10 protein-coding genes are annotated in these 14,747 nt (G+C 27.1%); 5 read left to right on the forward strand and 5 right to left on the reverse strand.

All coding sequences use genetic code 11. From position 1 onward, the window contains the following. Window positions 1–95: 95 nt before the first annotated feature. Both BXQ17_RS03985 and BXQ17_RS03990 read right to left on the reverse strand, forming a co-directional pair. The gene (locus BXQ17_RS03985; protein WP_077809397.1) at window positions 96–4,811 is read right to left on the reverse strand and encodes a T9SS type A sorting domain-containing protein; all 4,716 of its coding nucleotides are present in this window, start codon (window positions 4,809–4,811) and stop codon (window positions 96–98) included. A 70-nt stretch (window positions 4,812–4,881) separates the two neighbouring features. Next, window positions 4,882–5,283, reverse strand: coding sequence for a helix-turn-helix transcriptional regulator (locus tag BXQ17_RS03990; protein WP_077809398.1), 402 nt, complete (start codon window positions 5,281–5,283; stop codon window positions 4,882–4,884). Between the two features lie 95 nt (window positions 5,284–5,378). Between BXQ17_RS03990 and BXQ17_RS03995 the strand changes: the two genes are divergently transcribed. Both BXQ17_RS03995 and BXQ17_RS04000 read left to right on the forward strand, forming a co-directional pair. Further along, entirely contained in the window at window positions 5,379–7,196 is a 1,818-nt protein-coding gene (locus tag BXQ17_RS03995; protein ID WP_077809399.1) for a 7TM-DISM domain-containing protein, read from the forward strand. After that, a complete protein-coding gene (locus BXQ17_RS04000; RefSeq protein WP_077809400.1) occupies window positions 7,189–7,812 on the forward strand; it encodes a response regulator transcription factor in 624 nt (207 codons plus the stop codon). The genes BXQ17_RS03995 and BXQ17_RS04000 overlap by 8 nt, the downstream gene beginning before the upstream one ends. Before the next feature lie 11 nt (window positions 7,813–7,823). On the opposite strand, the gene bcp is transcribed toward BXQ17_RS04000, so the two are convergent. Then, the gene (gene bcp / locus BXQ17_RS04005; protein WP_077809401.1) at window positions 7,824–8,276 is read right to left on the reverse strand and encodes a thioredoxin-dependent thiol peroxidase; all 453 of its coding nucleotides are present in this window, start codon (window positions 8,274–8,276) and stop codon (window positions 7,824–7,826) included. Between the two features lie 121 nt (window positions 8,277–8,397). On the opposite strand from bcp, the gene nth reads away from it, so the two are divergent. Continuing rightward, window positions 8,398–9,060: an endonuclease III gene (gene nth / locus BXQ17_RS04010; RefSeq protein ID WP_077809402.1), complete on the forward strand. Its 663-nt coding sequence runs from the start codon at window positions 8,398–8,400 to the stop codon at window positions 9,058–9,060. A gap of 36 nt (window positions 9,061–9,096) precedes the next feature. Here the strand turns inward: nth and BXQ17_RS04015 are convergent, their stop codons facing one another. Continuing rightward, window positions 9,097–9,720, reverse strand: coding sequence for an SDR family oxidoreductase (locus BXQ17_RS04015; protein ID WP_077809403.1), 624 nt, complete (start codon window positions 9,718–9,720; stop codon window positions 9,097–9,099). 304 nt (window positions 9,721–10,024) lie between these two features. Beyond that, window positions 10,025–10,612: an RNA polymerase sigma factor gene (locus tag BXQ17_RS04020; protein ID WP_077809404.1), complete on the reverse strand. Its 588-nt coding sequence runs from the start codon at window positions 10,610–10,612 to the stop codon at window positions 10,025–10,027. A 212-nt stretch (window positions 10,613–10,824) separates the two neighbouring features. Between BXQ17_RS04020 and uvrA the strand changes: the two genes are divergently transcribed. Both uvrA and BXQ17_RS04030 read left to right on the forward strand, forming a co-directional pair. Continuing rightward, window positions 10,825–13,617 carry an excinuclease ABC subunit UvrA gene (uvrA, locus tag BXQ17_RS04025; RefSeq protein ID WP_077809405.1) on the forward strand — a complete coding sequence of 931 codons (2,793 nt, stop codon included), beginning with the start codon at window positions 10,825–10,827 and terminating at the stop codon, window positions 13,615–13,617. Further along, window positions 13,618–14,718, forward strand: coding sequence for a MauE/DoxX family redox-associated membrane protein (locus BXQ17_RS04030; protein WP_077809406.1), 1,101 nt, complete (start codon window positions 13,618–13,620; stop codon window positions 14,716–14,718). Window positions 14,719–14,747 lie beyond the last annotated feature (29 nt).

The raw sequence follows: 14,747 nt of genomic DNA on the forward strand, positions 1-14,747 counted from the left end.
GTTATAATTTGTAACAGGATTTATTATTTTCAAAAATAAAAAAACGAATTGACTTTCGTCAACTCGTTTTAAATTAATATACTATCTTCCTTTTTTTATTTTTTAAGAAGCTTTTGCATTAATGTACCTTTATCTGTAATTACTTTAATAAAATAAACTCCGCTTGAAAGGCGAGATATATCTAAATCTATTTCTTTAGATTTTAAAACTTTTTTACCTACCAAGTTATATATTTCTATAGATTTTACTAACAAACCATTAGATAATGATACTGTAATGTAATTTTCTGCTGGATTTGGGTAAATTAAAATATTATCTTTTAAGAACTCACTATCTACAGACAATACTTTACAAGAAAGGTTATAATTTGCTTCTTTGTCTTTTTTCCAATTCGTATTATTAATTGCAGCATCTACATCATCAACCTCAATACAAGTTAAATTCGGATTTCCAGTAGCATCAAAATTTATTAAAGTACTGTTAGCGCCATTTTTTAAATTTAAACTACTTAAGTTGTTATTGGTTACAATTAAATCTGTTATACTTGTTAATTTAGAGATGTCTATAGCTTCAATTAAATTGTTGGCAACATTTAAAACTTTTAAATTATTATTAACAGAAAGACTTCTTCTTTCGCCTGTTATTCTAGACGAAACAACAACTGCATTTGCATTTAATAAACTACTAATATCTGTAATACTATTTCCAGAAATATTTATACTCGCGGCATTTGTAAATGCTTCTAAACCTTGTACAGAAGTTATATTTCTTCCACTTAAATCTAAATCACCTGTAAAAGCCTGGGCTTCTTCGTAGGTTACAACTCCATCACCATCATCATCTAAACCAGCAAAAGTAACTAAAGCCGTTTCTAAGTTTGTATCTGTAGTATAAACTTCCCATTCTGATGCGCAATCTATATTATAACTTGCCGTTGCATCTTTTTCTAACCAATTTTCATCAGAAAAAACAACATTATCAACAGCGATACAACTAAGATTTTCGTTATTTTTAATATCGAATTCTACAATAGATTGATTATTTCCGTTTCTTAAATAAGCTCTTTCTAGCTCATTATCATTTAAATATAATTTAGTTAATGCTGTATTTTGGTTAATATCAATATTTACAATGTTGTTATTTCCTAAATATAACTCTTCTAATAGTATATTGTTTGTTAAATCTAAGCCAGTTAAAGCATTATCACTTGCAATTAAAATTTTAAGCTTTTGATTTTTAGATATATCTAAAGATGTTAAGTCAGAGTTTATTACATCAATTCTTGTTAATTCTAGATTATTAGAAAAATCTAAATCAGTAATATTATTATCTCCCATTCTTAAATCATACAATTTTGTGTTTTTAGAAATATCTAATGAAGTAATATTAGTTTCAGATACATATAATCTTTCTAGATTTAGTAGCATAGAAACGTCGATTGTACTAATTGCTGTTTTCCATAAATGGATTCTATTTAAAGATAAGTTATTAGAAAAATCCACTGCTGTTAAACCGAAATTCCAATCTAATTGTAACGATTCTAAAGCTATATTTTTAGAAATATCTATTGATGTTAACTCATTTATATTTAACCATAATCTAGTTAAAGCAACATTATTTGTTAGATCTATGGTTGCTATTTTATTCTCGCCTGCATAACAATATTCTAAATCAATTAAACTACTAATATCTAAAGAATTAAGTTGATTTTGATCGATACTTAAAATTTTAAGCTTTATGTTATTTGATATATCTATAGTAGTTAATAAGTTATTTCTAACTTCTAAAGTAGTAATATTTACAAACGCTTCTACTCCTGTTAAATCTTCAATTCCTTTACCATTAGCCACAATACTTCCAGAAAAAGCTTGAGCTTCTGAAACCTGAATTTCATTATCGTTATTTAAATTAATTAAAGTATTAGAAATTAGAGCAGATTTGAAATTTACATCTGGAATATTAACTATATCTTCTGCAACAAAACCACAGTCTACATTAAATAATGCTGCATTAATTTCTGAAAAATTGGCTGTCATAGTATTTACATCATCGACTTGAATACATGTTAAATTTGGCGAATTACTTACATCAAATTCAGTAAGACTTGTATTGTTACCATTTTTTAAATCTATCTTTGATAAATTAGGGTTATTTCCTGATAATAAACTAGTTATTGGAGATTTACCTAGTTTTAATTCAGAAATTCCTGTATTATAAATCCCTAATCGGAACATTTTTGTTTGAGCAGAAAAATCCATTTGAGTAAGATTAGAATTATCTGCTAACCAAACCTGTAATAAATTCGGGTTATTAAATAGATTAACTGAACTAATATTTGTTTGTTCTGCTGTTAAAATTCTCATTTCTGTTTGAGCAGAAACATCTAGAGAAGAAATAGGATTAATACCAATAGCTAAATTGTCTATTTTGGTATTTGCGCTTAAATCAATTTCTGTTAATTGATTTGCCTCAATCCACACAATAATTAATTCAGGATTATTTGTTAAATCTAAACTAGTAATCTGATTATTATAAACTCTTAAATAACTTAAAACAGTATTTTTAGTAATGTCTAATGCTGTTAATTTACCATCAAAAATAGATAGTCTTTCTAATTTTGTGTTATTACTAAGATCTATGCTTGTAAAAAGGTTTGTACTCGCATAAAGAAATTCTAGATTTGGCAAGTTTGTTACGTCTAAAGATGATAACTGATTATTCCAGACATATAACCTTTCTAATAATGTATTATTTGAAACATCTAAACCATTCGAAAAAGGATTATCTGATGTATATAACCAAGTTAGTTTTGTGTTATTTGAAGTATTTAAACTTGTTAACTGGTTACCGTGAACAAATAAATCTTTTAGATTTAATAATGTAGAAACATCTACTGATGTAAACTGATTTCTCATAATCCCTAAACGTTCTAAAGCAGAATTATTTGAAACATCTATTGATGTTAACTGATTATCATTTACAAATAACGATGTTAAATTTACATTAGCAGAAACATCTATAGTTGATAATTGATTTTCACCCAAACTTACATCAACCAAATTAATATTATCTGATAAATCTACAGTTGAAATTTCATTTTGTCGAACATCTAAATAAGTTAAACTTGTCATTGAAGCTATACCAGAAATATCTTTTATTTTTCCTGAAACATTAGGTGTAAATTCATTTTCTAAAGGATTTCCAATTTTTAAGCTATCAATTAAAACAGCATCAGTTTTTAGTATTGTACCATTTAAACCATTAGAATCAAAACCAAGATCTATTAAAGCTTGTTCAAAGTTTGTATCTGGCACAGAAACAAGATCATCAGAAATACCACAGCTTGTATTAAAAACGATTCCGTTGCTTATATTTGTAAAATTAGAATTTGCATAACTAACATCATCAACAGTAACACAAGTTAAATTAGGGTTGTCTGTAATTTCTGCATATGTTATACTTGTATTATGGCCATTTCTTAAATTTAGTCCACTTAACATTGTATTTGCAATTACAAAAGACTCTAATTTTGTATGCTTAGATAAGTCTAAAGTTCCTGTTTTTTTAACTTGATTAATATCTATTTCTTTTAAAAGTAAATTATTAGAAAGATCGATATCGTTAAGCTTGGTATCAAAAATTATAAGCTTTTCTAGTTTTGTATTATTATCTAAATTTAGTTGTGTTAAATTTGTTTTCCAGCCATACAATTCTTTTAAACTAGGTTTATCTGTTACATCTATTGTTGCAATTTCATTATTTCCAAAAGCCAAAACTTCTAAAGAATCATTTACAGTAATATCTAAACTTGTTAAATTATTAGAATTCGCATTTAACAAGGTTAAATTTGTATTATTAGAAACGTCGATTGAACTTAAATTTAATCCTGCAAGTATTAACTCTTTTAGGTTTGTATTTGTTGATACATCCAAAGCACTAATTGTATTAGTTTCTAAGCTTCCACCTAAGTCTTCAAAATTACCACCCAACCATAAGTACTCTAAATTTACATTTGCGCTTACATCTATTGTTGCAATTTGATTATTGTGTGCTCTTATAAAGGTTAATGCACTATTTTCAGAAACATCTAAACCAGTTATTTGGTTTCCGTCCACCAAAAGTTGTGTTAAAGATAAATTATTAGTTAAATCTAAATTACCTGCAATAGTATTGTTTGAAGCCCATAATATGGATAGATTTGGATTTTGAGAAACATCTAAACTTGTCATTGCTTGATTCGGTATTCTTAAAGTTTCTAAACTTGGTAAACCGGTTAAATCTAGCGATGTTATTTTATTGTAAGCTAATTGTATAAAAGTTAAGTTTGGTGAGTTACCAAAAGTTACAGTTACTAAATTTGATAGTGTTGTTAAATAAACACTTTTTAAATTGGCATTCATAGATAAATCTACACTTGTTAAACCACTACTTCCGCCAAATAGACTAATTAATTCTAAGTTTATATTTTTAGTAACATCTAATTCAGACAAGTTATTACCATCTAAATTTAAATATTTTAAGCTTACATTTTTTGTAACATCAATAGCAGTTAAACTATTATTTTTTGCCCTTAAATAAATTAAGTTAGACATTTTTTCAACTCCAGATAAACTAGAAATTTCTTTATCCGATATTTTCAAGCTGTCAATTAATAGTGCATCCGAACTTAAAATATTTCCATTTAATCCGTTAGAATCAAAACCCAAATCAATTAAAGCTTGTTCAAAATTTGTGTCTGGAATTGCAACAGTTTGGCTAAACATGTTAAGACTAAAGATAGATACTAATAATAAGAATAATTTTGTTTTCATTTTACTGTTTTTTTCATAATAACTACTGATAAAGGAATCTAGTAATTCTAGATTTTGGGGAAATTTTTAATTATACTAAGTCAAAAGCTTTCGCATAATTATACCAATCGAATATTGAGGTTAAATTCAACTTTTGCTTAATTCGCTTTCTATGAGTAGAAACTGTTGATGTTTCTATAAATAAACTATTTGCAATTTCGCAAGAGGATTTTCCCTTAATTACAAGCGTAAAAACCTCTTTTTCTTTACAAGTTAATGTTTCAAAATATTTTTTATTTTCTAGTACAAACTGTCTATTTCTTTCTAATTCTTCTGAATAAGAAATTAATTTTGGCAAATCTTCTTGTTTGATATTAAAAAAGAAAAGAAAGTCTCTAATAAAGCTAATAGATAATTTTCTATCTATCGATTCATTATTCTTTTTTGAAATTAATTCTAAATTTGACTTATTAAATAGTTTAACTACCCCCATAATTTTTTAAGCATTTTATAAGCTTTGTAAAATTAATTCTAGTTCTTTAAAAAAAAACCATACTTTAGTATTGTCTTTTAGAACTTTAGAACCCATTGAAAAAAATTACTCTCCTCTTTTTTATTCATATTATTAGTTTTATTAGTGCTCAAGAAAAACAAAAATCGGTTTATGATGATTTAAAATATTTTGACACTAAAGAGCAAAACCTTTCAATTTCAGAGATAATACATAATTATGAATCAGGAGAATTTCAAAAAGAAGAAAACCAAAAAATTTACAAAATTTTAAACGGTAAAACGTTTTGGTATCATTTCTCTTTAGACAAAACTTCAAAAAAAATAGATAAAAAATACTTTACAATTGCCAATACTTATTTAGATTTTGGTAAAGTTTATTTAAAAAAAGGTAATAAAATAGATACTCTTTCTAGTGTTTCTTACAACGAATTTTTTCCGCATAGAAACATTTTTTACAGGAATCCAGTTTGGAAAATTGAAACTGATAGCGTTTTAAAAACTGATGTTTTTTTAAGAATAAAAAACAGCTCTGGTAGAACTAGGTTGGCTCTCTATTTAGAAAATGAAAATGAATTTTTAAAACGAGTACAATCAGAATATTTTTATTTCGGACTTTTTATAGCTTTTTTAATTAGCATGACTCTTATACTTGTCTTTTTTGCAGTATTAAAAAAAGAATATGCTGTTTTATTTTATGCAGCTTACATAGTTACCGTATTTTTCGAATTTTTGGCAGGCAAAGGCTTAGGAGTACAATATATTTGGTCTGATAGCGTATTTTTTATTAATAATGTTAGAAGTTTTAGCCAAACAATTGGTGTGTTATGCATGGGTTTATTCTATTTAAACTTTTATAAATTAAATGCGAATCAAAAAATATCAAAAGGAATTTTTAAATGGGGTGCATACTTCACAATTCCGTTTGTATTATTATATGTTTATAAATTTTTCTTCGGTGGATTCATAACCTTATATCTTTATGTTTGGACGGTTTTAAAGATTATTGCATTTATTTGGGTTTTAAATCATATCTATTTAACAATTAAGAAACAATTACCTTTATACTTAGTTATAGCTTTTATTGTACCAATTTTAGCTGTGATAAATGGTCAAATTATGAACCCGGAAGTACATAATACATTAGCAATTAAATATAGCGGACCAAATATTTATTATTTAGCACTATCATTAGAAATTTTGCTATTTACACGCTATATTTTTGGTACTGTTATAGATACTCAAAGAAGTTATTTTAAGTTGAAAAAAGTTAGTGATGAACTTAAATATAATTTTCAAAATAAAACCCTAGAAGTACAGCAACAAGAACGCAACAAACTTGTAAATAATGTGCATGATACCTTTGGCGGATATTTAGAAGCTTTAAAACTTAGACTTTTACAAAAAGCAGACAATACACCAGAAAAAGTACAAGAAATTTTAGATGCTTTCTATAAAGACTATAGATATTTACTAAACAGTTTGTATGCTCCTAAAATCAATTCAGAAAACTTTATTTCTAGTTTGATAGAATTTTGTGAAAAATTAGATAAACTTACAAATCAGAAAATATCACATAACTTTAATCTAGACGGTATAGATTTACCACAAGATAAATGTGTTCACATCTATCGAATTATATCAGAATTAACTACCAATGCAATAAAACATTCTAAATCAACCATAATTAATATCAATATTCATCAACAAAAAAATAAAGTTGTTTTTATAGAAGTAAAAGATGATGGTATTGGCTTTATTACTGATAAAATTTCCGATACAAGTTTCGGTTTAAATAGTGTAAGAGAAAGAGTTTCTCAGTTAAAAGGAACCTTAAATATTATTTCTAATAAAACCGGAAGTACTTTTAAAATTGAAATCCTCGTAAATGATTAAAAGCCCAATAAATATAGTAATTGCAGATGACAATCGTTTTTTTTGCGATGCATTAAAAGATAGTTTAAACTTTCATGAAGAATTAAATGTAATACAAACGTTTAATGATCTTAATCATTTAATTTCATTTACATCTTTAAACAACTTTGACGTTTTAATCTTAGACGTAAATTTTAATGGAAAGAGTTCTTTAGATTTCTTAAATGAAATTAAAAAGAATGACAACTTTAAAATCATTGCTTTAACAACCATGAATAATAATTATATTAAAAACAAAGCAATAGGTAACGGTGTAGATTTTTTTGTTGGAAAGGATGAAGATTTAGAAAATTTTAAAGAAGTTATTCTTACTTGTTTTATGAGTAAAACCGTTAAAAAGAAAAAATCTTCTTTTAAAGTAGAAATCGATAATTATAAGTTTACCAAAAGAAAATTAGAGATTTTACAAGCATTATATGATTATTCGAATAAAAAAGAAAAAGAACTCTCTGCAATCTTAAACATTACAGAAAGTTCTTTAAAATCTCATAAAAGAGAGCTTTTTGAAATTACGTTAACAAAAAGTACACCAGAATTAATAAAATTCGGTATTCAAAAAGGAATAATAATTACCTAAAAAGGTATTCATTATTCTAAAATTTGGGCTGCATGCGCCTTTGTTTTTACCTTTGAAATGACATCTTCTATAACACCATTTTCATCTATAACAAAAGTGGTTCTATGAATTCCGTCATACTCTCTTCCCATAAATTTTTTAGGTCCCCAAACATTAAAAGCCTCAATTACTGCTTTATCTTCATCTGCCAATAGAGGAAATGGTAATTCATTTTTATTGATAAAATTTTGTTGTCTTTTTGCAGAATCTGCGCTTACACCCAAAACATCATAGCCTTTGCTTAAAAAAGTTTGATAATTATCTCTTAAATCACACGCTTCATTAGTGCAACCTGGTGTACTTGCTTTTGGATAAAAAAATAGAACTAATTTTTTACCACTGTAATCTGATAATTTAATTGTGTTACCTGCATTGTCTTTTGCTTCAAATTCCGGAGCTTTGTCTCCTATTTTTAGTGATGTCATTTGTCTTGAAATTTTAGAATATAAAAATAGAAAGTTTTTTACTTTAATTATTAAAAAAAGTAAAGTAATACTTAAGAATTTACTTTTAACTTTTTTTAACTTTACATTTTATCTATTATTTATGACAAAGCAAGAAAAAGTACAATTTGTAATTGATACACTTCAAGAAAAATATCCAGAAATTCCTATTCCTTTAGATCATAAAGATCCGTATACATTGTTAATTGCTGTATTGCTATCTGCACAATGCACAGACGTTAGAGTGAATCAAATTACACCATTATTGTTTGCCAAAGCAGACAATCCTTTTGATATGGTAAAAATGTCTGTTGAAGAAATTAAAGAAATAATAAGACCTTGTGGTTTGTCTCCAATGAAAAGTAAAGGAATTTACGGTTTGTCTAAAATTTTAATTGAAAAATATGATGGCGAAGTTCCTCAAAGTTTCGAAGGCTTAGAAGAATTACCTGCCGTTGGTCATAAAACTGCAAGTGTTGTAATGAGTCAAGCATTTGGCGTACCCGCTTTTCCGGTAGATACGCATATTTTAAGATTGATGTATCGTTGGAATTTAAGTAACGGAAAAAGCGTTGCACAAACAGAAAAAGATGCAAAAAGATTATTCCCAAGAGAACTATGGAATGATTTACATCTTCAAATTATTTGGTACGGAAGAGAATATTCTCCTGCTAGAGGTTGGAATTTAGACATCGATATTATTACAAAAACAATTGGTAGAAAAACAGTTTTAAACGAGTATTATAAAAATAAAAAAACACCTTAAAAGGTGTTTTTTTATTTTTTATTTAACTGTAATAATTTAATGAGGAACTGCTTGACCAATTAAGGTTTCACCTTCTATAATTTCGAAAGTTTTATTAATTGCGGCTGTATCATGTAAAGATCTAACTAAAGTTTGTGCTACATCATCTCTTGTAATTTCACCAGATTTATTAAGCTTTTCACTTAGTTCAATTTTTCCTTTTCCTTTTTTGTCTGTTAAAGACCCTGGTCTAACAATAGAATATGTAAGATTGCTTTCTTTTAAATAAACATCAGCATTGTGTTTCGCTTTTAAATATTCTTGCAAATCATCTGCTTGCTCAGGATTGTCTGCTCCCATAGAGCTTAGCATTACAAACTTAGATACGTTTTCTTTTATTGCTGCATCTATCATTCTTTTAGCTCCTTCTTGATCTACTTCTACTACTTTTTTACCACCAGAACCAGCGGCAAAAATAACTTTGTCTATATTTCTAGTTGTAAAAGAAACATCTTCTTCTAAATCTGCTAAAACAGTTTTAATATTTTTATCTTCAAATTGCTTTTTTTGTTCTTCTTTTCTAACCATAGCAATTGGATTAAAATATTGTGATGTTTCTAATAAATTAACTATTTTTTTTCCTGTGGTACCATTTGCACCTGCTACTAATATGTTTTCCATGGTTGCAAGTTAATTAGATATTAGATTTTGTATTAACTCATTTAATTTTTAAAATAGTGCATATAAAAAAAGCCCCAACGTTAGTTGAAGCTTTTTCCACTCTTAATTCAAATTCAATTCAATGAAGTTATTTGATTTTGTTTTTTCAATTCGTAAAGATTTGGAAAAATTAATCAAAAATTGAACTGTTTCTTTTTTTGGTTGCATCTGACAATCAGAAGATTTTTTAGAGTAAAGTTGCATCATATAAATTATTTAATATATTGGTTTCTAATTTAATAACGACGCATTTAAAACTTTATTGTTAATTCACCAAAATAATTTTATGTTTATCTATTAGCTTGCGCATATTTATTAAAGCATATCGCATTCTACCTAAAGCTGTATTTATACTTACGCCTGTATTTTCGCTTATTTCTTTAAAGCTCATATCTTTATACATTCGCATAACTAAAACTTCTTTTTGCTCTTGTGGTAACTCATTAACAAGCTCTCTTACATTATCGTAAATCTGTTCTTGTATAATTTGTTTCTCCGCATTTAAGCTACCGTCATGTAAAACAGAAAAAATGTCAAACTCATCAGTATTTTTAAAAGAAGGCATTCTATTATTCTTTCTAAAATAATCAATTACTAAATTATGAGCAATTCTCATAACCCAAGGTAAAAACTTTCCTTCTTCATTATAATTACCTTTTTTTAAAGTTCTAATTACTTTAATAAAAGTATCCTGAAAAATATCTTCGGTTAAATCTTTATCTTGTACTTTACTGTAAATAAAGCTAAAAAGGCGTTGTTGATGTCTGTTGATTAAAATAGCTAAAGAGGCTTCTTTACCTTTAATATAATCGCTTACTAAAATGCTATCTGAAATTGTATTCGTACGTATCATAATTACTTATAGAAAAACCGTTAGTGCTTTTCTTATTATTATTTGTTAATAATTTTTAAAGTAATTTTATATTATATACGTCTAATTTTGTGAGGTTTATACTACAAATATGAATATTTTTTATTTAAAGTACAAACTTTTTACAAAAAAGATTTTAGTAATTTCTAAATGAGGTAATTTTTTGGTAATTTTATAGCTTATATTTTTGATACATGAAGACAGATATTTCAGCCGTAAATCCTAAAGAAAACATCATTATAAAAGGTGCTAAATTGCACAATTTAAAAAATATAGATGTTGTAATTCCTAGAAATAAATTAGTAGTTATTACAGGTCTTTCTGGTTCTGGTAAATCTTCTTTAGCTTTTGATACCCTTTATGCAGAAGGCCAAAGGCGTTATGTAGAAAGTTTAAGTTCTTATGCAAGACAATTTTTAGGTAAATTACACAAACCCAAAGTAGAATATATTAAAGGTATTGCACCTGCAATTGCTATAGAGCAAAAAGTTAACTCTACAAACCCAAGATCTACTGTTGGTACAAGTACAGAAATTTACGATTATATAAAATTATTGTTTGCCAGAATAGGTAAAACCTTCTCTCCTATTTCTGGTAATGAAGTTAAAAAAGATACTGTTTCGGATGTTGTAAATTTTATTAAAAAATTTAACGACAACACTAAATTACTTTTGCTTGCACCTGTAACTATAGATGAAAACAGAGATTTAAAAACCGTTTTACAGGTTTTAGAGCAGCAAGGTTATGCAAGACTTAAATGGAATGATAAAGTATATAAAATTGCTAGTTTTCCGCAAGAAGAATTTAAAAATGAACCTTTACTTTTAGTTGTAGATAGAATTGTAAAAAAAGATGATGAAGATTTTTACAATCGATTAGCAGATGCTATACAGACTGCTTTTTTTGAAGGGAAAGGTGTTTGTTTTGTAGAAAATTTAGAAGATAATAATGTTTCAGAATTCAGTAATAAATTCGAATTAGATGGCATTACTTTTTTAGAACCGAACACACACTTATTCAGCTTTAATAACCCATACGGCGCATGTCCAACTTGCGAAGGATATGGAAATGTAATTGGCATCGATGAAGATTTAGTAATACCAAACACAGGTTTATCCATTTTTGAAGACGCTATTTTTCCTTTTAAAACACCTGCTTATGTTCATTATAAAGAAGATTTAATAGAAGTCGCTTACAAATTTGACATTCCAATTCATAAACCTTGGTTTGAACTTTCAGACAAGCAAAAAGAGTTGGTTTGGAATGGTAATAGTTCTTTTCACGGAATCCATCATTTCTTTTCTGTTTTAGAAGAAAAAAGTTATAAAATTCAGAATCGTGTAATGCTTTCTCGTTACCGTGGCAAAACAAAATGTACAGCTTGTAACGGTAAGCGTTTAAGAGAAGAAACTAATTATGTTAAAATCAATTCTAAAAACATTTCAGATTTAGTTGCTTTGCCTTTAGACGAATTGGCTTCTTTTTTCAAGGAAATTAAACTAAATAAATATGAAGAAAAAATTGGTAAAAGACTGCTCACAGAAATTAACAACAGATTGCAGTTTTTAACCAATGTTGGTTTAAATTATTTAACCATTAACAGAACTTCTAATACACTTTCTGGAGGAGAAAGTCAGCGAATTAATTTAGCAACATCTCTAGGAAGTTCTTTGGTTGGTTCTATGTATATTTTAGATGAACCTAGCATTGGTTTACATCCAAAAGATACAGAAAGATTAATTGGAGTTTTAAAAGATTTAAGAGATTTAGGTAATACTGTAATTGTGGTAGAACATGATGAAGATATCATGAAAGAAGCAGATTATATTATAGATATTGGTCCGGAAGCAGGAACCTACGGAGGAAATGTTGTTGCTGAAGGTAATTTTGATGAAATTTTAAAATCTGACTCTTTAACAGCAAAATATTTAAATGAAGATTTAACAATCGAAGTTCCTAAAAAAAGAAGAAAATCAAACAATAAGATACAAATTCTTGGTGCTAGAGAAAATAATTTAAAAAATGTTGATGTTACATTTCCTTTAAATTGCCTATCTGTTATTACAGGGGTTTCTGGTTCTGGTAAAAGTACTTTGGTTAAGAAAATTCTGTATCCAACAATGCAAAAAAAGTTAGTTGGTTATGGCGATAAAATTGGGCAACACACAGATGTAATTGGTAATTTTGACACCTTAAAACATGTAGAATTTATCGATCAAAATCCTATTGGTAGATCTTCTAGATCTAATCCTGTTACCTATATCAAAGCCTATGATGATATTAGAGCGTTATTTTCAAATCAGAAATTATCTAATATCAGAAATTACAAGCCAAAACACTTTTCTTTTAACGTAGAAGGTGGTAGATGTGAGGTTTGTAAAGGCGAAGGTGAAGTTACAATAGAAATGCAATTTATGGCAGATGTGCATTTAGAATGCGAAACTTGTAACGGTAAAAGGTTTAAAAAAGAAGTATTAGAAGTTAAGTTTGATGGGAAATCTATTGATGATATTTTAAACCTAACTATTGATGATGCTGTTGCTTTTTTTACAGAAAATTTAGTACCCAAAATAGCCAACAAATTAAAGCCTTTACAAGATGTTGGTTTGGGATATGTAAAATTAGGACAATCTTCTTCTACCCTTTCTGGCGGAGAAGCACAACGAATAAAACTAGCATCGTTCTTAGTTAAAGGAAACACCAAAGACAAAGCCTTGTTTATTTTTGATGAACCTACAACTGGTTTGCATTTTCATGATATTAAAAAACTATTAGCTTCTTTTAATGCTTTAATAGAACGCGGACATTCTATTGTTGTAATTGAGCATAATATCGAATTGATAAAGTGTGCAGATTACATCATAGATTTAGGCTTAGAAGGTGGTAAAAATGGTGGTCAACTTATTTTTGAAGGTACGCCAGAAGAATTGGTGAAAAATAAAAAATCGTACACTTCTAAATATTTAGCAGAAAAATTAAATTTATAAATGATAACTAATATAACTAACGAACAAAAGGTAAATTATGTTAGAATCCTAGCTGTTTTAGGGGTTTTAATATTGATGATATATGCTCCTAAATTATGGATTACCACAAAGGTTTTTCCTATAATCCCTTTGTTTGATTGGTTACCTATTCCTACAAATCCTTTAGATTATATTTTAGCTGGAAGTTTTTTTCTTTTACAAATTGTATATATTTTTCAAAATAAAAGATGGCAAGGTCTTCTAATTCTTGCATTATATATTTACCTTTCTTTAGTCGATCAAAATAGACTACAACCCTACTTCTATCAAAGTTTTCTAACAATTTTAGCAATTGAGGTTTTCCCAAAGAAAACAGACTATAAAAAAGTTCTTTATGCAGTTATTTTAGTTTTTTTTGCAACTTATTTCTGGAGCGGAATTCAAAAAGTAAATGGTGAATTCTACATTCAATGGTTAAGTGCCTTAGAAAAGCATTTTAGCTTTTTACCGCATATATTATTAGAATACTTTACATACGCTGTACCCTGGTTAGAAGCATCTATGGGAGTTTTATTATTGTTTAATAAAACCAGAAAATTTGCCGTTTTATTTATTTTATTAATGCATGCAACAATAACTTTTTTGTTATTTTACTTAGGTTACGGTTACAATGTTGTACCTTGGAATATTCAAAATATGTTATCAGTTTTTATCATATTTTGGTTTTTAAAAACAATAAATTTTTCAGATTTCTTTATCAAATTTTTTAACAAACAAAAAGCGGTTATTTTAATTTTTACAATGTTATTACCATTGGCAAATAATTTAACTGGTTTTTACGATAATTTATTATCATTTCATTTTTTTACTGCAGATTTAAATTATTACAATATTATTCTTAGTGAAGAATTAGAAGATAATTTACCAGAACACATTCAAGATTTTTATCGTTACAAAAACGGTAGAGCCTATTTAAATATGAATGAATGGGCTCAATACGATAATAAAGTATTATTTTATCCAGAAGAAAGAATTATAAATTATGTGAATTCTTATTTAAAATCTTTTGCTAAAAACCCTAATCAAGAAGGTTTAACAACTCTAGAAATTTACAATCATTAACAGGTTTTTATTGATATTTACATTTTAAT

It is taken from the genome of Polaribacter sp. BM10, from assembly GCF_002005425.1.
Lineage (GTDB): Bacteria > Bacteroidota > Bacteroidia > Flavobacteriales > Flavobacteriaceae > Polaribacter > Polaribacter marinaquae.

Coding starts and splice junctions, on each gene's coding strand:
- BXQ17_RS03985 (WP_077809397.1), bottom strand. CDS start 4,811: ATGAAAACAAAATTATTCTTATTATTAGTATCTATCTTTAGTCTTAAC.
- BXQ17_RS03990 (WP_077809398.1), bottom strand. CDS start 5,283: ATGGGGGTAGTTAAACTATTTAATAAGTCAAATTTAGAATTAATTTCA.
- BXQ17_RS04000 (WP_077809400.1), top strand. CDS start 7,189: ATGATTAAAAGCCCAATAAATATAGTAATTGCAGATGACAATCGTTTT.
- bcp (WP_077809401.1), bottom strand. CDS start 8,276: ATGACATCACTAAAAATAGGAGACAAAGCTCCGGAATTTGAAGCAAAA.
- nth (WP_077809402.1), top strand. CDS start 8,398: ATGACAAAGCAAGAAAAAGTACAATTTGTAATTGATACACTTCAAGAA.
- BXQ17_RS04015 (WP_077809403.1), bottom strand. CDS start 9,720: ATGGAAAACATATTAGTAGCAGGTGCAAATGGTACCACAGGAAAAAAA.
- BXQ17_RS04020 (WP_077809404.1), bottom strand. CDS start 10,612: ATGATACGTACGAATACAATTTCAGATAGCATTTTAGTAAGCGATTAT.
- uvrA (WP_077809405.1), top strand. CDS start 10,825: ATGAAGACAGATATTTCAGCCGTAAATCCTAAAGAAAACATCATTATA.
- BXQ17_RS04030 (WP_077809406.1), top strand. CDS start 13,618: ATGATAACTAATATAACTAACGAACAAAAGGTAAATTATGTTAGAATC.